Raw genomic sequence first — 19,498 nt, 5'->3', positions numbered from 1 at the left:
TCATTTCTTATCATTTTTTCCACATTTTCTCTTCACGTTTGATCATAACACTCTAGATCATGAGATTCCTCAAAAATAAGATAATTGCATTTATATACACAGAAACGCCTCTCCTCTTTGAAAACAGAGTTAGAATAGTATGACAAAAAAATGACGTTATGTTTAATATGACCTAGTCCTATCCAGTCTGTTTTCTTTAATTCGGCTTTTTTTGATAAGGATTTGATTTTTTCCATCTGTCACGCATCACATTTATATGAGCATTGACCCTGTCCACAGCCCTCCTTTTTCTGCAAAATCCTTTGTTTCACTGGTTCTCTCAGAAGAACTCTCCCACCTATCATCGGCAGATTCTACGTGAATTCCACCTTTTTCTATTATTTTACAAAATGTAAGCGCTTTTCTTTTTTGAAAGACATAAGCAAGCCGCCAATATAAAGAAAAGGAGGGACAAGAATCCGAACCAAGCAGTTCTCATTCTCATAACGTAAGAGTGTACGAGAATGGATAGCTGGAATGGAGGGCATCACATGTTTGGATTTTCTATGGTGCAGATGGTCAGAACACATGCTAGTAAACTAGATCAGCCTTTAAGAGAGACCGTTCTTCACCTTTATAAACCTTTTAAATGGACGCCATGCTTTCTTCATCGTTTTTTCGAAGGCAGGCTGAAGAAGAAAAAGAAGCTTCGTGTGATCATTGAATTTAAGGAAGGTGCAGCCGAGGCAGGGATTCAAAGCACAAAGCAGCTCATGAAAAAAAGCAGAAAAACAAATATAAAACGGCATTTTTCACATATCGACTGCTGTGCTGCTGATTTAACGCCTGCTGCTTTAGAGGAGCTATTAGCAAACGGTGAGCATATTCGTAAAATTTATTTAGACCGGAAAGTTCATGCGCTGCTGGATGTAGCCACACAAGCAAGCCATGCTGAAGAAGTCATCCGAAACGGGACAACTTTAACAGGAGAAGGCATTACGGTCGCTGTCATTGACACGGGAATTTATCCACATAAAGATTTAGATGGAAGAATTCGAGATTTTGTGGATTTAGTCAAACAAAAAACAAAGCCTTATGATGATAATGGCCACGGTACTCACTGCGCGGGAGATGTCGCTGGAGATGGAGCCGCCTCAGACGGCTTATACAAAGGACCTGCCCCAAAAGCAAATCTGATTGGCGTGAAAGTGTTAAATAAACAAGGGGCTGGATCACTTTCTACTATTATAGAAGGTGTTGAATGGTGCATACAATTCAACGAAGACAACCCCGATGATCCGATTCATATTATCAGTATGTCGCTGGGCGGAGCTGCGCAGCGTTATGATGACGAACAGGACGATCCAATGGTGCGTGCTGTCAATGCGGCTTGGGATCAAGGGATTGTTGTATGCGTCGCTGCCGGAAACTCTGGCCCTAACAGCCAGACGATTGCAAGCCCTGCTGTCAGTCAAAAAGTCATTACGGTCGGAGCCTATGATGACCGGAATACCCCAGAATCAAGTGACGATATCGTGGCACCGTTTTCAAGCAGAGGACCAACTGTTTACGGGGAGGCAAAGCCTGATATCCTCGCACCTGGAGTAAACATCGTTTCTCTCAGATCACCACGATCCTTTCTGGATAAACTTGATAAATCAAGCAGAGTTGATCATGATTATACAACGTTATCTGGCACATCGATGGCAACACCGATTTGTGCTGGTATTTGCGCTCTACTACTAGAGCATTCACCAGATTTAACACCGGATGAAGTCAAAACCCTGTTAAAAGAAAATACAAGCAAGTGGTCTGGGGATGACCCGATGATTTATGGAGCAGGTGCAGTTGACGCAGAAAAAGCAATCAAAGAATAAAGAAAAAAGCCCTTTACGTTTATGCGTAAAGGGTGTTGTTTGTCTCATTTTTAAGTGTGAAGTCTTTCATCTACTTGAGCAGCTGACATGTTATGCTTCGTTCTCATACATCTCATCTCCTTTTTGAATGTGCGTACGCGCTTCGATCACAATCTCAAAAAAAGTGGAGGATTCCTTGTACATGTCGCGTTCCTTATAATAATTAGCCGCATCAAGTGCTAATTCCTCTAAATCAGCAAACATTTTTTTATTTCTCAGACCAAAAAGGGCCGACCTCAATTGCTCACAGCCGTCTTTCTCTATATAGAGCGCCTGCAAAAATTGGAATTTCAACTGATAAATTTCATCTTCCAATACACAAGCCTCTTTCATTCCTGTAGATATGGCCTCGCCCGCCCGCTTGATATCTCCGAGTTTAAAACAAGTAAGGGCAAGTGAAAACAGCGATTTGATCATCGTGGATGCTTGATCTTTCTGATAAAGTGAAATGGCTTGTTCAAAAAAGACAGTCGCTGTATGGTACGTTCCCATACTATAATGACAAGTGCCTAAGTTATTAAGAGCCATTGCTTTAAAGTAAGATGTGCATTCTTTTTGTTCCATTGCTTCACAGACCTTTAACGCTTTTTCTAAATAAGGAAGCGCTTTTTGATACTGATTAACATCAATCCAATTACCTGCCATGACAAAATCACATTGAATGCTTCTTTTTCCATAAAGCTGATGTTTCTTGTAAATGTCTCTTGCCTTTTTAGCGTAGTGCATGGAGAAATAGGTTTGTTTCATATGATAGTATACTTCTGCGATTTTATAGTAAAATTCTGCTTTTTCGATCTCATCTGTCACTAAAATCAGTTGATGTTCCGCATGCTTGTAATATGAAATGGCCTCGATATACCGGCGCTGGATAAACGCATACATTCCATGAAAAAAATGAAAATAATAGCCGAGTAAGCCTGTCATTTCATCTTCTGCATCGTCAATTTCTTTAGGAAAGGACACTGCTTGAAGCGTTTCACTCCCTGCATGGACTGGCGCTAAGTGCTGAAGCATCATTTGATGGCGAAAATCCATTAGAGAATAGTATAGGAGTAAATCTTGATCCTCTTCCATATCATGAATTTCTTCTTCAACAAGGCGCTTCATGCCGTTTGCCTGTTCAACTTCAAATTTGCAAATATGCGTGTACCATTGATTGATCTTTACACCTACTTCGGAAGATGGTATTTTGTGTGCCATCCACTTCAGCCCCATTCTATCATATCAAACTGATAACTATTATTTTACATAATTTATGTTTTCAAGGCAAATTGTAAGTTATTACATATTTTATGTTCAAATCGCATATTCCTATCTTTTTTACCAAGTTTAAATAGAGCACTTTTGCCCATCAAACTTTTTTACGCAGACGGATCGAATTCTCTTAGTACTTCTTTTAATGCATTAATATAGCGCCTAAATGCTTTTTTCTTTCCTTTTCTCGTCTCAAAATTATCAAAAAAAGCTTCTCTTTGCGCTGTACTAATTTCGAGCTGAACGCTTTCACCACTCGCATTTCGATTATTTATATTTTTGGGATCTGTACCAGAAAGCCGTTCGCCTTTTTGTACCATTTCTGCGGAAAATCCCCGATCTTTTAGTTCTCGTACAACTGCTCTTTGCATTTTTTCATTTGTGCCGCCAACGAGCGTGTGTCTTTTATCACTTTTATAGCCGTGGATGGAAATTGAAAAAGGATACGTTTTAATCATTTGAACCAAAATGGGTTCATCAAAATTGGTACTCGTGATATGCAGGTCCCGGTTATTGTCTTGCTTTGTACCTTCAAACAAATACGTAGAGTAGCTTTCTTGAAAGGCTTCTACAATTTCACTTGTTCCTGGTTCAATGTCACCTCCATGAGGAGAAAATACAAGTAAATCACTTCCGCCCTTTTCATGAAATTCTATCTCATAACCGTCTCTTTCATATCGCATGAGCTGTTTAAAACTTTCATATTGATCGCCTTGTTTTCGCTCTTTTTGATACTTTTCTACCTCTTGATGCTGCTGCTTTTGCTCTTTTTTTTCTTGAACAGAATGGCTGCATTTCACCATTAAAAGAGTACACAGAATAAGAAAGATGAATCCACATATTAGTAGCCTTTTCATTTCACCGCTCCTTTTTTCTCTTAGGTGTCATCTTACCGCAATATTTTACTATCAATGGCTTAGAAAATTCAAAGGTTGTCCGGCTCATTTGAATGAATCAGGAGAAGTTACCTGTTTTTCATATGATCTAGGTATTTCAGAGGTCTTTAAATTTTTGTTGTGAACGTAAAAACTAAATCGTATGACCTCATTTCAATTTTAGTTAAAACCACCTACAAAAATGGCAATATTACTCTTTTTTTCAAACAAAAAAGCTGTAAACAAAAGAAGTAGTCCCCTTCAGTTTACAGCTAGTCTCTGTATATCATCATTACATTCTTAATTCATTCTCTAAAGCTGTCATCACTTCATCTTGCGTCAGTCCCTGTGCAAGTGAAATCTCACTCACTAACATGCCTCTTGCATCTTCAAGCATCTTCTTTTCACTTGAATTTAACGCTTTCTTCTGATTTCGTCTCATTAGATCTTTCACAACGTCTGCACCATCTTCGATCGCACCTGTTTTTAGCTTTTTCAGATTTTCATCATATCTTTGCTTCCAAGTAAGCGTGTCGTCGTTTGTTTCTTCTGCAAAATTGTTCATCACAACTTTCAGCGTTGCTTGATCTGCTACCGGACGTATACCTAGTTGATTGATTCTGCCTTTTGGGACCATCATCTGCATATTCGGCATTTGAATCAGGAAATATTCCTGTGTCTTACCTAAAATCTCTTTTTCTTCCATTCCTTCAATCACACCGGCTCCATGCATTGGATAAACAATTTTATCACCTATTTGAAACAAATCCGCCACCTCCGAAAGTATTCACAATATCATTATAACACATTTCGTCAGAGGATAAAAATTAATATTTTATCATGTTAATTTAGCACTAGTCAATTCTTTTTATTTGAGTTTTTTCAGAAAAAGCCTTTTTTTATAAAAGAAGCATGAGCATCCAGTCCTCATGACTCTTTCTTGCATATACTAGCATTGAGTCACATTTAGGAGGGATGACAATGTGCAAATGCAAGTGCAAACATTCCCACTCACACTGCCATAAAAAGCATGACGATCATTGCCATGAGGATCCATGTAAAGAAAAAAAGTTTTGTCATAAAAAAGATAAATGGTTTGAGAGCGATTTTTGGGATACCTCTCGAAGCTACGATCCCTGTTATTTTCCTAAAAGTGTCTGCAGCAGATGTAAAAAGCGTCGCAGAAGAAGACACAGCTACACAATTTAACGCTTGACGCTTTACCTGCTTTTCCTTTTCCCGGCTGAAAAGCCGGTTTTTTTCTTTCATATGGATAGGCTCATGAAGCAGATCTGTCTCATAGGATATGGCAACCTGACATAAAGGATGAGATATACATGAACGATATGAACAGCCAAATGAATCATTATCACCAAGAAAATCCCTATCACACATTTGAAAATGTGTATACAGCCAATCATGAGCATATGGTCGCGCCAAACATGCATGATCATATGAATATGCCAAACCATTATCATAGCGGCAAAAAAGATATGTATAACGCGCACCATCCACATCATCATTCAGTTTATTCACCGTTCCCAAATCAGCATGATACCTTTTCAAAGCATGTTCCAATGAAGGATCACCATCATCTAGGCCATTATGGTGGATATGGGATGATGCCACACCATCCATATGGTTATCAAGATATGCATATGATGATGCCAACAAACCAGCAAATGCCAGGCCATTATTACGGAATGAATCAACCAAATGCGCTATTTCCCCGCTATTACTAAAGAATGACAAAATAAGGGTATAATATCCCATTTAATACCATATGGTAATATGGTAACATTATAGGTAAATAATGGGTGTAATCATCTATTATTTACCTATATTCAACAAGGGGGAAGGAAAAAATGAAAAAAACATGGACGATTCTTATGATGGGGATGCTCACATTGGTTATGGCGCTGTCAGTACCGCTTTCTGCATCTGCTGAGGAAGCCGGCAAAGCAACAACCAATGCAAAACCAGCTGCACTTTACGCAAAAATTACAGGAGCAAGTAAGCAGGAATGGTCTTTTTCTGACATTGAGCTGACATACAGCCCAAATTCTGTTCTAAGTCTTGGTGCGGTTGAGTTCACTCTGCCAAAGGGTTTCCAGGCAACAACTAAAGACATTATGAACGGCAAAGCATTAAAAGACAGCTATATTTTGAACAACGGACAAACCGTTCGTATTCCGCTCAGACTGGATTTACTTGGAATTTCCAAATATACATTAAAGCTTTCACATAAAGTACTCCCTGCTGCAGGTACATACACGTTCCGTGCAGAAAATCGAGCCATCAGCATCGGTTCCACATTTTATGCAGAAGATACGATTGATATTAATACACGGCCAGTTGTGGTCACACCGCCAGATCCTTGCGGATGCTAAATAAAAAAGCGCTCTGATTAGAGCGCTTTTTTTATATCACATCACCCGTTTAAACATCTTCTCCATCTCATATGTCGAGTGATGGATGATGATCGGCCGGCCGTGCGGACAGGTGAATGGGTCCTTCGTTTGCCGAAGTTCATCTAATAAGGCTTTGATTTCATCATGACGCAAATGACGATTTGCTTTGATTGAGCCTTTGCAGCTCATCATAATCGCCGCTTCTTCTCTTAGTTTCTTGATATCAACACGTTTTTCATCAAGCACTTGCTCTATAATCTCTTCGATCAATTCAGCCTCTTCACCTTTTGGAAACCACTGCGGATGCGACCGAACGATGTAGCTACCTGAACCAAAGGGCTCTAAGAAGACCCCCACTTTCGCGAGAATATCCTTATGCTCTTCAATGATCAGCATATCGTTTTTAGAGTAGTGAAATGTTAAGGGGACGAGCATTTCTTGCACTTCCTGTTCGATCTCTCCCACCTTCTCACGATAATACTCATACTTGATTCGCTCTTGAGCCGCATGCTGGTCGATGATATAAAGCCCTCGTTCATTTTGAGAAAAAATATATGTGCCGTGCATTTGCCCAATTGGATACATCACAGGGACGCGTTCGTTTTCAGGAATCGTTTCTGTCACATCTTCATGCAGTACCGCCTCTTCATATTCAAGTGAAGCGGCGGATTCCTCTAAATGAACACGCTCAGATGAGGCTTCTTCATAAAATACTGGGGATGATGCTTCTGCCTTCTCTTGTTTAGGCATTCCGTATGCATCGGTATGACTTGTCTCGTATACGACCGACTCGTGCGGCTCCGGCTGATAGGTTAGCGGTGTTTCCGCTGGGCTTGCGTTCCTTTGTTTCGCATCAAAGGTTAAGGATTGCTGCTCATTTTTCACAGCTGGCATTGGTGCTTTTTTTGGTACTGAAGCACTTGGAATGAGCTGCTGCTTTTGAAATACTTCCTTAATTCCTTGTTTAATCAGATCATGAAGTTCCTGTTCTTTACTTAGCCTCACTTCTAGCTTCGATGGATGAACGTTCACGTCCACTAGAATGGGATCCATCTTCATCTCAATGAATGTAATTGGATGACGGCCAATCGGAAGCAGCGTGTGATACCCTTCATGGATCGCTTTCACGAGCGGAAAATGTTTGACATATCGGCCGTTTACAACAGAAGACATATAATTCCGTGATGCCCTTGTCACTTCAGGTAACGAAATATATCCTTTCACTTCAAAATCAAGTGATTGTACGTGAAGCGGCAGCATTTTTTTAGCCACAGCTGTCCCGTAAATGGCCGCAAGTACATGACGCACATCTCCGTTTCCATTCGTCTGTAGCAGAACTTTCCCCTGATGACGCAAACGGATCGATACTTCGGGATGAGCTAGCGCAATTCGATTGACAACATCCGATATATTGCCAAGTTCCGTATGAACGGTTTTCATGTATTTTAGGCGGGCTGGCGTATTGTAAAATAAATTGGTGACCACAATCTCGGTGCCGCGGCGGCCAGAGGTTTTTTTCTCTGAAATAATCTTTCCGCCTTGCAAAGCTAAGTGTGTCCCAGCTCCTTCGCCAGTACTTGTTTTCATTTCTAGGTGAGAGACGGATGCAATACTTGGCAGCGCCTCTCCTCTGAATCCGAGCGTTCTAACACGAAACAGATCATTTTCGTCTTTGATTTTACTCGTTGCATGGCGCTGGAAGGCGAGCTTACAATCTTCAGCATCGATTCCAACACCATTATCAATAATCCTGATAGAAGAAAGACCTGCTTCTTCTACATCGATTTCAATGACTGTACTTTTTGCATCGATCGCATTTTCCACAAGCTCCTTTACAACAGAAGCCGGACGCTCGACCACTTCACCTGCAGCAATTTTATTGGATAGGTCATCGGATAACTGAATAATCTTTGCCATTTCTGCTCACCTCACCTTACATTATAATTTCTTTTGCAATTCATACAGCTTTGTCATGGCGTCAAGCGGCGTCATATCCATGAGATTGAATGACTTTAATTCGTCGATGACCGCTTGATCCTTCTGTTTTAGCGCAGCTTTTTGCTGCGGTTTTTCTTCTACTTCAAAGAAAGAAAGCTGCTGTTTTTCTACAGTCTTTTCTGCTTTTGGAGCTGCAGATACGGTTGGAGTCACATCATGTGATCCGCTCTCAAGCTCCGTTAAAATAGTCTGGGCTCTATTAATGATGGCATCAGGCAATTCAGCAAGCTGCGCTACATGAATACCATAGCTTTTATCAGCTGCACCTTCTTTGATTTGATGTAAGAAAACGACCGTGCCTTCATGCTCTTCAGCTCGCACATGAACATTTTTCAGCTCGCTTAATTGAGATTCAAGAACAGTGAGCTCATGGTAATGTGTAGAGAATAGGGTTTTGGCACCAATATGATCATGAACAAATTCAATGATCGCCTGCGCAAGAGCCATTCCATCATAGGTGCTTGTCCCGCGCCCAATTTCATCAAATAAAATCAAGCTGTTTTTCGTAGCATGCACCATCGCATTTTTTGCTTCGAGCATCTCTACCATAAAAGTACTTTGACCAGAAATCAAATCATCTGCTGCACCAATACGTGTAAAGATTTGATCGAAGATTGGAAGCGTCGCCTTTGACGCAGGAACGAAGCAGCCAATTTGCGCAAGAATCGAGATGAGCGCCATTTGTCTCATATACGTACTTTTCCCTGACATATTCGGTCCAGTGATGAGTAAGGTTTGTCTTCCTTTTCCCATATGGCAGTCATTCGGTACATATTCCTGGTGATCCAGCACTTTTTCAACGACAGGGTGACGGCCATCTTTGACATCCACGTCATCCTCTGAGAATTCCGGACGGATATAACGGCGCTTTTCACTGACAGTCGCAAAGCATTGAAGCGCATCAAGCTCGCTCATTTGTTTTGCAAGCAGCTGTAATCTAGGAATATAGCCTTTTACTTGCTCCCTGAGAGCTGTAAATAGTTCATATTCCAATTCGTTAATATTTGATTCTGCTTCAAGAATCAGTGCTTCTTTTTCTTTTAATTCAGGTGTGATATACCGCTCTGCATTGGCAAGCGTTTGTTTTCTTTCGTAACGCCCTTCCTCCAGCAGATGTGTATTTGCGCGTGTCACTTCGATATAATAACCAAACACTTTATTAAACCCGACTTTTAAGGAGCGAATGCCGGTATATTCTCTTTCCTGCTGTTCAAGCCGTGCAATCCAGTCCTTTCCGTTTCGGCTGGCATCACGGTATTCATCTAATTTTGCATTGTAGCCATCTTTAATCAAATTGCCTTCTTTTATCGTCATCGGCGGATTTTCATGAAGTGCATCTTCTAATAAATCAAGCAAATCACCACAAGGATCAATCTCATTCGCTCTTGATTTTGCCATTTCCTCTGGTAATGAATGAACGAGTTGTTTAATATCCGGTACTTGTTTTAAGGATTCTTTGAGCTGGATGAGATCACGGGCATTCACATTGCCAAATGCCACGCGGCCCGCTAAACGCTCAAGATCATATACTTGCTTTAATCGTTCGCGCAGTTCCTCTCGCTCAAAGAAATGATCCATCAGGATTTGCACCATTTCCTGACGCTCATTAATTTGCGAAAGGCGAATAAGCGGCCGATCAATCCATTGCTTGAGCAGTCTGCCGCCCATCGCTGTTTTTGTTTCATCTAACAGCCATAATAAAGAGCCTTTTTTGCTTTTTGAACGAATCGTTTCTGTTAATTCAAGGTTTCGTTTTGAGTAAAGATCGATTTTCATCGTTTGTTCAAGCTCAAACACTTGAACCTTCTGAAGATGATCCAAACTTCTTTTTTGCGTTCTTCTTAAATAGGCATATAGTGTTAAAAATGACGTTTTTAACTTTTCGTCTAGATGGGAAACGAGCCGCTCAGCTTCCTCTAATAATGCATCACTATCTTCGTATGAAATAGTTGCTTGGCAGCGTTCTTTAAGGGTTTTGATTGTTTCCTCATCCAGCTGTTTTGACACCACAATTTCTTTTGCACCGACAGAATAAATTTCTGATACGACTTCATCTAATCGATCGATGAAAGCTGCCATGTTTTCACCTGTTGATAAATCAGACAACGCAAGACCGTACCCATTTTGAAAGCTGGTAACAGACGCAATAAAGTTGTTCTCGTTTTCACTTAATCCTTTACCATCCATGACAGTACCTGGTGTAATCAGTTGAACGACTTCCCTTTTGACTACACCTTTTGCCGTTTTAGGGTCTTCCACCTGCTCACAAATGGCGACCTTGTAGCCTTTTGAAATCAACTGTTCTATGTATGCAGAAGCAGAATGATAAGGAACGCCGCACATTGGAATTGTGCCGCCGTCTCTGCTTGTTAACGTAATTTCTAGTTCTTGCGCGGCTTCCTTTGCATCATCAAAAAACATCTCATAAAAATCGCCTAGGCGAAAAAATAAAAAGGCATCTTGATAATCTGCCTTGATCTTTAAATATTGCTGTATCATGGGCGTATAACTTGCCATATTTCTAATCCCTCACTATATTACTTTCGAATTCATACCATCTCTAATTATAGCATAAAAAATCACCTTTTTTCTCCTAGATCAGGCACAAAAAAACTAGGGGGATATGCGCCCTAGTCATTCCTTACTCTTCTGTCTCACCTGCTAGGAATTCTGGATGAATATCCTCTAACTCCTCATCCACTTCTTCTTCCCACTCGTGATCATCTTTTTCTTTCCAGCTTGAATCGACCTCTACGACAATTTTTGTTTCACCGACTACCTCAGCAATGAATTCACGCTCTGCCTGAACGATAATTTTATTGCCATTTGGAGAAATGGTCACTTCTAAGCAATTGGGCTGCTGCAATACTTTCGCAATTACTTCGTGCTCATCATCAAGGAAATTTTTATCTTTATATCTCAGTTTAATGATGTCTACATACTTCACACGCTCTGTGACGACTTCTGTTTTCGTGTTGTCGGCGTAAGAGTACCATACGTTAATATCAAATGTTCCTTCGATCTCAACGGTTTTACCGACCTTTTCAGCATCATACTTATGATTAATGATCCAACCACCTAGGATGCTGGTTGGTTTTTGCGATGGAGAAATGGTGTGTGTGCTTTGGGTGAATTTCCTCCCTTTTGCAACCACCGCTTTTGTAATAATTTCTCTGTATTCAGACATTCCGGCATGCCTCCTTGTTCTTGATCGTTTTATCTTATGCTGGGCATTCGTCTAGTGTGTCACGATTTTGAACTTCATGTTCAATTAAATTCATTTCTGTTTCAGTGTATGCATGGTCGCCCATAAACTTGCCTTGAAAATTGGAAAAGTTGGAGAGTGGGAGGTTTGGAGGCGATGAAGCAAGAAAAAGAATGGGTAGTGCTTTTCAAAAAATGTTAATAGGAAAGCAAAAAACCCCGCATCTGCGGGGTTTTCTCATTTAATGGAGCAACTTGGTGATGAGTTTTTCACTTTTGAACCGGTTTCTCCTAATAAGAGATCACCGCCGGTTGAAAGAATGATTTCATCTGTTACTTGATTCGAAATCGTGTGCGCCACAAGTTGAAGCAGGGAATTGACTTCCATTTGTGATTCTTTGAATTCTTGAATCACTGGGATGTCATCCAGTTCTTCTTGCAGGGCATCGATTTTTTCTTCGACTTGTTTTAAGGCTTCATGTTTGCCGTAATGCTTTAAGTTCACAGCTTGTTTTTGAAGCGCCTTAATTTGATTAATAATCGTTGAAATTTTTGTATTTTCATTGATTTGCGCTTCTGCTTTTTTGAAGAAATCAACTTCTTCCGTTTCAGAAATCATTTTAGCGAGCTCTCTTGCACGCTCGACAATCTCTTTCTTTGAATAAAGTGTCATTTTAATTCACCTCGATAGCTTCTCCAACCATTTCTCCGTCAAGAGACCAAGTTTTGGCTTGTGTGATTTTCACTTTGACGATGTTGCCAATCGCTTCTTTTGGTGCTTTAAAATTCACAAGCTTGCTTTTACTTGTATATCCGGCTAGGATCTCAGGGTTGTTTTTACTTTCACCCTCTACTAATACTTCGACAATCTGCCCTTCATATTCCTTCATTTTTTTCGCAGAAATTTCATTCACAAGTGCATTTAGGCGCTGCAGACGTTCTTTTTTCACACGCATTGGCACGTTGTCTTTCATTTTCGCTGCAGGCGTTCCTTCTCTTGGAGAATAAATGAATGTATAAGCAGCATCAAACTCAACCTCACGATAGAGGGAAAGTGTTTCTTCAAACTGCTCATCTGTTTCATTTGGGAACCCAACAATAATGTCCGTTGTTAATGAAGCATTCGGCATAGCTTCTTTGATTTTGCGCACAAGATCAAGGTAACGCTCACGGTCATATTTTCTCGCCATAAGTTTCAGCACAGAAGAACTTCCGGATTGAACTGGCAGGTGAATATGATCGAGAAGGTTTCCGCCCTTGGCAAGCACTTCAATTAAGTGATCATCAAAATCACGCGGGTGGCTTGTTGTAAAACGGATACGCGGAATATCAATTTTTCGCAGCTCATCCATCAGGTGGCCAAGACCATATTCCATATCTTCAAAATCTTTTCCATATGCATTCACGTTTTGACCAAGAAGGGTAATTTCCTTATATCCTTCTGCCGCTAAACGTCTGACCTCTTGAATAATTTCATCTGGGCGGCGGCTTCTTTCTTTTCCGCGCGTGTAAGGCACGATACAGTATGTACAGAATTTATCACAGCCGTACATAATGTTCACCCAGCCCTTGATTTTACCTTGACGGGCTCTTGGAAGGTTCTCAATCACGTCGCCTTCTTTTGACCAAACCTCAATGACCATTTCTTTTGAAAGGTAGCATTCAGATAACAGCTCTGGCAGGCGGTGAATGTTGTGCGTGCCGAAAATCAAGTCAACAAATGGGTGTTTCTTCAAAATACGGTTCACGACAGATTCTTCTTGTGACATACATCCGCAGACACCTAAAATTAAATCTGGCTTTTCACGTTTTAATGCTTTTAAATGTCCAAGCTCTCCAAACACTTTATTTTCTGCATTCTCACGAATCGCACAAGTGTTTAATAAGATAACATTTGCATCTTCCGTTGAGTTTGTTGGTTCATAGCCAAGCGCCATAAAAATACCAGCCATCACTTCTGTATCATGCTCATTCATTTGACAGCCATATGTGCGAATATAAAACTTGCGGCCGTTCCCTAACCCTTGAAACTGCTCGTCAATTTGAAATTGATTGTATTCGACTTCTTCTTTACCCCGTTTTTTTGCATCTTTTAAGGAAGGCGGAATGTACACAGCTTCAAAATATTTGCTGTAGTCCTTCTCGGATTTTTTGTCCGATGAACTTACTTGTCCGCTCGCTTTTCTCTGCTCTTCATTCATGAATTTGTACTCCTTTCAAACCAAGTTCCACCCTACAGTATAGACTATTTTGTGATGAATTGAAAATAAATCATATACGGTTCTTCTATGAAAATTGCCTATTAGTCATAACCATTTTTCACAAAAAGAAAAAAGAGAGCCTGCGCTCTCTCAATCAAGTATGTTTAGTTTTTTTGCTTCTTCTTCAATGATTGTCAGTGCCCGGTCTAGTTCTTCTTTTGTGTGCTCGGCTGTGATGATGGCTCTAATTCTTGCCTTGCCTTTTGCTACAGTTGGGAAGGCGATGCCTTGGGCAAACACGCCTTGTTCTATTAAAGCCTTTGAGAATCGAAAAGTAAGTGCTTCGTCTCCAATCATGATTGGGATAATCGGTGTCTCTGTTGGGGCGACTTGAAATCCTAGGCTAATGACCTTTTCTTTAAAATAAGCGGCGTTCTCCCAAAGTGTATCGATTCGTTCCGGTTCATCTAACAGCACTTCAATCGCTTCTTCACACGCTCTAGTTACAGCTGGCGGATGAGAGGTGCTGAATAAAAACGGTCTTGCTTTATGCTTTAAATAATCAATTAAAACCGCTGAACCAGCCACATAGCCGCCGAGCACTCCGACAGCCTTACTAAGTGTCCCGACCTGAATGTGCACTCTGCCGTCCAGTTTAAAATGGTTGACCGTCCCGCGGCCATTCTCTCCAAGCACGCCCGAGGCATGTGCATCGTCTACCATCACAAATGCATCATATGCCTCTGCGAGCCTGACGATCTCAGGAAGTGGCGCGATATCTCCATCCATCGAGAATACACCGTCTGTAACGATGAGGCGGACGCGGTAATTCATTGATTTTTTCAAAATCTTCTCCAGCTCTTCCATATTGGAATGACCGTATACCTTTTTATCTGCTTTTGTTAATCGGATGCCATCAATAATTGAGGCATGATTCAGTTCATCCGAAATGACAATATCATCTTTTGTCAAGATACTGGATAAGACCCCTTGATTGGTCGTAAAGCCTGATTGGAACACAAGTGCTGCTTCTGTCTTTTTAAATGCAGCAAGCTTTTTTTCAAGACGTTCATGCATCGTCATTGTGCCGGCGATGGTACGTACAGATCCTGTACCCGCACCGAATTCATCGATTGCCTCTTTTGCTGCTTTCATCAGCCTTGGGTGTGAGGTGAGCCCTAAGTAGTTATTTGAGGAGAGTTGTATGACAGATTGTTCATTTAATGTCACAGTGGATGATTGTTTTGAGTCGATCTCTTTCAAAGTTTGGTGGGTGCCTTGCTGCTTCATTGTTTCCAATTCATCTTGTAAATACGTGAATTCTTTCATCATTTCTTCCCCCTTTGATATGATGGCATCATCAGTACGACTTTCCCGCACGTACCGCTTTGCATAAGTTCAAATCCCTTTTCGAACTCTTCAAATGGCAGTGTATGAGTGACAACTGGCTTTACATCAATGGTATTTGTTCTTAATAGCTCAGATACTTGACGCCACGTCTCAAACATTTTTCTCCCCGTGATCCCTTGCACGGTTAATCCCCTAAAAACAATTTGGTTCGTAATATCAATTGTTACTGGCCGTTCTGGCAAGCTTAGTATATTGACTTTCCCTCCATTTGCACAAGCTTCGAGTGCTTGATTAATGGCAGCTGGATGACCTGACATCTCACACATCACATCTGCCCCTTCCATCCGTGTGAGCTGCTTAATTATCGCGACTGGATCATCTTTTCCAATATCCACAATATGATCTGCACCCATTTTTCGGGCAAGATCGAGCCTGTATTCATTTTTATCAACAGCGAACACTTGAACAGCCCCGGAGGCTTTTGCAACAGCGATTGCCATTAAACCGATTGGTCCGCAGCCAAAAATCGCCACTGACTTACCTGAAACAGGTGTGTGCAGTACAGTATGAACAGCATTTCCTAGCGGCTCTTGTATAGAGGCAAGCTCGATCGGCATTTGAGCTGGATTGTGCCACACATTTTGTTCAGGTACTTTGACATATTCAGCAAAACAGCCATCAATGTCTACCCCTAAAATTTTCGTTTCACTGCACAAATGCTGCTGCCCTGTTAAGCACATATAACATTGATTACATACAACATGCGTCTCAGCCGATACAAAGTCCCCTACCTTTGCTCGTGAGACTTGCTTCCCCACTTTGACAACTTCCCCTGTAAATTCATGTCCAAAAATATAGGGCGCTTTGACTCTTCCCTTAGCCCAGTCATCCCAATTATAAATATGCACGTCTGTTCCGCATATCGAAGTGGCTTTCACTTGGATCAAAACTTCATGATCTTTGATTTCTGGAATCGGCATCTCCATCATCACCGATCCGTAAGCGCTTTCTTTTTTAACAATTGCTTTCATCGTTCCACACATGACGTACAACCCCTTTGTTAAAAAACTTCTCCCAATCAGATTTTAACACGACTTATTTTAGCCGTAAACACCACCGTCCACGACAAAAAGACAAATGAACACCCCACATATTTTTTTGGATATTTTTCTAAAAAAAAAGCAAATCTCCTTTCGATCGGAGATTTGCTTTCATCATCAGCGTTTCTTTGAAACGGCAACATATAGTGCTGGCACAATGAATAAGGTCAGTATTGTTGAGAAAAAGACACCAGATACAATGCAGATGGCCAGCGGCTTAAAGAGTGGATCATGACTTAATGCAACAGGCATTAGTGCAACAAGTGCCGTAAATGCTGTTAAGAGAATCGGTCTAATCCTTGCTCTTCCTGCTTCAATGACAGCTGTCTGTTGATCAAACCCTTGCTTGCGCCGCTGTTCAATAAATTCAAATAGGACGACCGCATTTCGGACGACAATACCAGCCAATGAGACAATCCCCATTGTTGCCATAAAGCTGAATGGTGTTTGTGTGACAAACAGTCCGATAATGGCTCCTGATACGGCTAAGTAAACCGTTCCTAGAACTAACAGCGGAAGCATCAATGAATTGAACTGGAATGCGATGGTCACGTAAATGAGCAGCAAGACTACTGCAAATAAGAGACTAATTTCAATAAAGAACTGGGTCTGATTTTCATTTTCTCCACCCTGTGAGATGGTCAAATCCTTCGCTGTAGCGCTTTTCCCCACTTGATTGACGACTTCTTTCATATCGTCTTTAAACGAATCTGATGCGCCGGGATACGCCTTCAGCGTAATGGTCGGAACTCCATTTTCATGTGGAATGCTTTCGTACTGCTCTGTTTCTTTTTCTTTTACATATCGGCTAAGCGGCTCAAGTTGAGGCATACCGCCCTCATTTGTCTTCACAGGCACTTTCATTTCTTTTAGCTTTAAACCATTTTGATGTGTGCCTATATCCTGTTTCACTACTAAATCGATATCATTTGTTCCTTGTTGAAAGGTACCTAATGGCATCCCTTCTGTCACAAGACCAAGCTGTCTGCTGACAAATTGAGCACTGAGCCCATCCTCTGCCATCCGCTCGCGGTTTAATTCAAAGGAGATCGTTTTCACCGGCTGATTGACATCGTCCGTAATCAAGCTTGCCCCTTTGTCTTTCATTTCATTTGTCAGTGTTTCTTTGACATCAATGAGCTTTGAAAAAGAGTCACCCGCAACCGTTACTGTCACTGGCGCTCCAGTTGGCGGTCCTTGTACAATGGTTTTCATAAAGATTTCAGCCTCTTTGAATGTCTCTCGCAAAGGCTCGGTCATACGATCTATTAATGCCTTACTTGTCATCTGATCATTGTCTACTCTCACGACAACCTGACCCGTGTGGTCACTTGCATTTGAAATACTTTCATTAAACAGGTTCGGCACACCGCCGCCTGCAAAAATCGCCGTTTCCTCAATGCCTTTTTGCTGTTTGATCTCTTGTTCTATTTTCTTTAATGTTTCATTTGTTTTGTCTAATGTTGTTTCACTTGGAAGCGTGACAGTGACGACCACTTCTTTCTTATTTGCCGCAGGGAAAAATTCAAATGGTGTGACGAAAATAAGTAAAAAAGCAAGCGTTGCAACGAGCAAACCACTTAGTCCAATAACGAGCGGCCGCTTCACAATGTTTGTCAGCACACGGTCTGCATAGAAATCAGCCAGCCTTTTTAATGGTTTCCCTAGGAATCCCGGCTCTTTTTGACTGTTTTTGTTCTTTCTTTTCCGGTTCACAGTATATTGATAGACCGGTACAAGTGTCAGAGAAATCACCATGGACGCAAGCACAGTCGTCACTAGAACAGACGGTAATGCCCGAATAAATGAACCATTTGCACCTGATAGGAATACAAGCGGCAGGAAGGCAAACACAACAGCCAGTGTTGATGTCAAAATGGACCCTGCGACTTCTTTCACCCCTGCAATTGTTCCTTTAAGCGGACTTTCGTATTTTTTCATTTGTCTTAAAATATTATCATTGACGACAATGGCATCATCGACAAGTATCCCTAAAGCAATGATAAAGCCGATGATCGAAATTTGATTGAGGTCCACTTGTAAAAATGGCAGCGGAATCGTTCCAATTGTAATGGATAGCGGAATGGCGAGTGAAACGATAAACGCCCCGCCAATCGTGAGTCCAAGTGTGGTAACAATTATGACAGCAATGACCGCAACAATGGCTTCTTTTATTAAATCATTGAAAATGGTATCCACTTCACTTTTTTGTGAATAGTAGTCTACCCACTCCACCCCATTTGGCAGCTGCTTTTCTTTCTCAATGACATCACTGACTTTGTCATACATTTTAGGAATATCAAGCCCTTGTTTAATATTCACAGTAAATGAATAAGCGGGCTTTCCGTTATACGACACAATATCACTTTTCTGTTTTTCTACTTCTTTTAAACTGCCAAGCTGACTAATTGTGACCGGCTCTCTTTTCGTTTTTGAGAAAAGCTCAATTTTTTTAACTTGATCTAAGCGGCGGTCATATGTATCGATGGACAGCTTCACCTTCTCTTTGCCTGCCCGAATATCGCCTAGTGGAGATGTGTCAAATTCCTGATTGATGGCATTTGTGACATCAGTTACATTGAGCCCTTCACCCTCCAGCTTGTTTGAATCTAAGTTTAAAATCGCTTGTTTGTCATTGAAGCCTTTGATAATGACACTGTCTACCCCTTTGATGTCCTCTACTTTTTCCTTCAATGCACGCAGCGATTGCTGACTCTTTGCTAAGTCTGATGATTCACTCGACACAATCATATAAGAGCCAACCGGCACGCTGCCGAATTCATCCTTTACTTCCGGCTCCTTCACCCCGTCAGGAAAAGACGACGCAGCACTTGTGGTTTCATTCTTAATTTGACTTGCCACCTTTTGAAAGTCAGCTTGGTCCTCAATTTCAAGCACAATATTTGAGAAACCAATGGCAGAAACCGAGCTCGTTTTCTCTACACCGTTGATATCAGATAGGGCTGATTCCAGTTTATTGGTGACATCTCTTTCCACCTGTTTTGCATCTGCACCAGGAAAAACGGTAGAAATCGTGACGAGATTCGCCTCGAATTCTGGCAGTTCTCGTTTAGGAAGCTGCGCGAATAAATAGCCGCCAGTAATGAGAACGATAAAAAATAAAATAAAAACAAGCTTTCCTCTTTTCAAAAAAGCTTCAAACATTATTTCACCTACTTAAATATTTATTTTTGATGAAGTAAATTCAAC

15 protein-coding genes are annotated in these 19,498 nt (G+C 41.1%); 3 read left to right on the top strand and 12 right to left on the bottom strand.

What is annotated here, in order from left to right:
• Window positions 1–530 precede the first annotated feature (530 nt).
• Window positions 531–1,856, top strand: a complete 1,326-nt coding sequence (locus NSQ76_RS08990; protein WP_341053400.1) for a S8 family peptidase — start codon at window positions 531–533, stop codon at window positions 1,854–1,856.
• A gap of 90 nt (window positions 1,857–1,946) precedes the next feature.
• Here the strand turns inward: NSQ76_RS08990 and NSQ76_RS08985 are convergent, their stop codons facing one another.
• The 4 genes from NSQ76_RS08985 to NSQ76_RS08970 all read right to left on the bottom strand — a co-directional run bounded on the left by NSQ76_RS08985 (window position 1,947) and on the right by NSQ76_RS08970 (window position 5,293).
• A complete protein-coding gene (locus NSQ76_RS08985) occupies window positions 1,947–3,095 on the bottom strand; it encodes a Rap family tetratricopeptide repeat protein (protein ID WP_024427032.1) in 1,149 nt (382 codons plus the stop codon).
• 161 nt (window positions 3,096–3,256) lie between these two features.
• A complete protein-coding gene (locus NSQ76_RS08980; RefSeq protein ID WP_285708386.1) occupies window positions 3,257–4,006 on the bottom strand; it encodes a poly-gamma-glutamate hydrolase family protein in 750 nt (249 codons plus the stop codon).
• Between the two features lie 310 nt (window positions 4,007–4,316).
• A complete protein-coding gene (locus NSQ76_RS08975; RefSeq protein ID WP_024424099.1) occupies window positions 4,317–4,790 on the bottom strand; it encodes a CarD family transcriptional regulator in 474 nt (157 codons plus the stop codon).
• A gap of 245 nt (window positions 4,791–5,035) precedes the next feature.
• On the bottom strand, window positions 5,036–5,293 hold the full coding sequence (locus NSQ76_RS08970; RefSeq protein WP_024424100.1) for a hypothetical protein: 258 nt from the start codon (window positions 5,291–5,293) through the stop codon (window positions 5,036–5,038).
• A 68-nt stretch (window positions 5,294–5,361) separates the two neighbouring features.
• Between NSQ76_RS08970 and NSQ76_RS08965 the strand changes: the two genes are divergently transcribed.
• Together NSQ76_RS08965 and bslA are read left to right on the top strand one after the other, a co-directional pair.
• Window positions 5,362–5,766, top strand: a complete 405-nt coding sequence (locus tag NSQ76_RS08965; protein ID WP_024427030.1) for a hypothetical protein — start codon at window positions 5,362–5,364, stop codon at window positions 5,764–5,766.
• Window positions 5,767–5,889: 123 nt separating this feature from the next.
• Window positions 5,890–6,414: a biofilm surface layer hydrophobin BslA gene (gene bslA / locus NSQ76_RS08960; protein WP_024424102.1), complete on the top strand. Its 525-nt coding sequence runs from the start codon at window positions 5,890–5,892 to the stop codon at window positions 6,412–6,414.
• A gap of 36 nt (window positions 6,415–6,450) precedes the next feature.
• On the opposite strand, the gene mutL is transcribed toward bslA, so the two are convergent.
• From mutL to NSQ76_RS08920, 8 genes are all read right to left on the bottom strand, one after another.
• A complete protein-coding gene (gene mutL / locus NSQ76_RS08955; RefSeq protein WP_341053396.1) occupies window positions 6,451–8,352 on the bottom strand; it encodes a DNA mismatch repair endonuclease MutL in 1,902 nt (633 codons plus the stop codon).
• Between the two features lie 21 nt (window positions 8,353–8,373).
• On the bottom strand, window positions 8,374–10,950 hold the full coding sequence (mutS, locus tag NSQ76_RS08950) for a DNA mismatch repair protein MutS (protein WP_341053394.1): 2,577 nt from the start codon (window positions 10,948–10,950) through the stop codon (window positions 8,374–8,376).
• Window positions 10,951–11,074: 124 nt separating this feature from the next.
• Window positions 11,075–11,620 carry an outer spore coat protein CotE gene (gene cotE / locus NSQ76_RS08945; protein WP_024424105.1) on the bottom strand — a complete coding sequence of 182 codons (546 nt, stop codon included), beginning with the start codon at window positions 11,618–11,620 and terminating at the stop codon, window positions 11,075–11,077.
• A 255-nt stretch (window positions 11,621–11,875) separates the two neighbouring features.
• Entirely contained in the window at window positions 11,876–12,310 is a 435-nt protein-coding gene (locus NSQ76_RS08940; protein WP_008358013.1) for a RicAFT regulatory complex protein RicA family protein, read from the bottom strand.
• Between the two features lies 1 nt (window position 12,311).
• The gene (gene miaB, locus NSQ76_RS08935; protein ID WP_024427027.1) at window positions 12,312–13,838 is read right to left on the bottom strand and encodes a tRNA (N6-isopentenyl adenosine(37)-C2)-methylthiotransferase MiaB; all 1,527 of its coding nucleotides are present in this window, start codon (window positions 13,836–13,838) and stop codon (window positions 12,312–12,314) included.
• Window positions 13,839–13,988: 150 nt separating this feature from the next.
• Window positions 13,989–15,167, bottom strand: coding sequence for a glycine C-acetyltransferase (locus NSQ76_RS08930; protein WP_341053391.1), 1,179 nt, complete (start codon window positions 15,165–15,167; stop codon window positions 13,989–13,991).
• Window positions 15,167–16,231, bottom strand: a complete 1,065-nt coding sequence (tdh, locus tag NSQ76_RS08925; protein WP_341053390.1) for an L-threonine 3-dehydrogenase — start codon at window positions 16,229–16,231, stop codon at window positions 15,167–15,169. The genes NSQ76_RS08930 and tdh overlap by 1 nt, the downstream gene beginning before the upstream one ends.
• A 174-nt stretch (window positions 16,232–16,405) precedes the next feature.
• Window positions 16,406–19,453 (bottom strand): efflux RND transporter permease subunit, encoded by a 3,048-nt coding sequence (locus NSQ76_RS08920; protein ID WP_341053389.1) that lies wholly within the window; start codon window positions 19,451–19,453, stop codon window positions 16,406–16,408.
• Window positions 19,454–19,498 lie beyond the last annotated feature (45 nt).

The sequence above is a fragment of the Bacillus sp. FSL M8-0256 genome (genome assembly GCF_038005765.1).
Taxonomy (GTDB): Bacteria; Bacillota; Bacilli; order Bacillales; family Bacillaceae; genus Bacillus; species Bacillus safensis.
Note: the sequence above shows the minus strand (reverse complement) of the source record. Positions and strands in the feature narration are given on the sequence as shown.

Bases quoted from the DNA above. Each gene is read 5' to 3' on its own strand.
- NSQ76_RS08990 (WP_341053400.1), top strand. From the start codon at position 531: ATGTTTGGATTTTCTATGGTGCAGATGGTCAGAACACATGCTAGTAAA.
- NSQ76_RS08985 (WP_024427032.1), bottom strand. From the start codon at position 3,095: ATGGCACACAAAATACCATCTTCCGAAGTAGGTGTAAAGATCAATCAA.
- NSQ76_RS08980 (WP_285708386.1), bottom strand. From the start codon at position 4,006: ATGAAAAGGCTACTAATATGTGGATTCATCTTTCTTATTCTGTGTACT.
- NSQ76_RS08970 (WP_024424100.1), bottom strand. From the start codon at position 5,293: ATGAAAGAAAAAAACCGGCTTTTCAGCCGGGAAAAGGAAAAGCAGGTA.
- NSQ76_RS08965 (WP_024427030.1), top strand. From the start codon at position 5,362: ATGAACGATATGAACAGCCAAATGAATCATTATCACCAAGAAAATCCC.
- bslA (WP_024424102.1), top strand. From the start codon at position 5,890: ATGAAAAAAACATGGACGATTCTTATGATGGGGATGCTCACATTGGTT.
- mutL (WP_341053396.1), bottom strand. From the start codon at position 8,352: ATGGCAAAGATTATTCAGTTATCCGATGACCTATCCAATAAAATTGCT.
- mutS (WP_341053394.1), bottom strand. From the start codon at position 10,950: ATGGCAAGTTATACGCCCATGATACAGCAATATTTAAAGATCAAGGCA.
- cotE (WP_024424105.1), bottom strand. From the start codon at position 11,620: ATGTCTGAATACAGAGAAATTATTACAAAAGCGGTGGTTGCAAAAGGG.
- NSQ76_RS08940 (WP_008358013.1), bottom strand. From the start codon at position 12,310: ATGACACTTTATTCAAAGAAAGAGATTGTCGAGCGTGCAAGAGAGCTC.
- miaB (WP_024427027.1), bottom strand. From the start codon at position 13,838: ATGAATGAAGAGCAGAGAAAAGCGAGCGGACAAGTAAGTTCATCGGAC.
- NSQ76_RS08930 (WP_341053391.1), bottom strand. From the start codon at position 15,167: ATGAAAGAATTCACGTATTTACAAGATGAATTGGAAACAATGAAGCAG.
- tdh (WP_341053390.1), bottom strand. From the start codon at position 16,231: ATGTGTGGAACGATGAAAGCAATTGTTAAAAAAGAAAGCGCTTACGGA.
- NSQ76_RS08920 (WP_341053389.1), bottom strand. From the start codon at position 19,453: ATGTTTGAAGCTTTTTTGAAAAGAGGAAAGCTTGTTTTTATTTTATTT.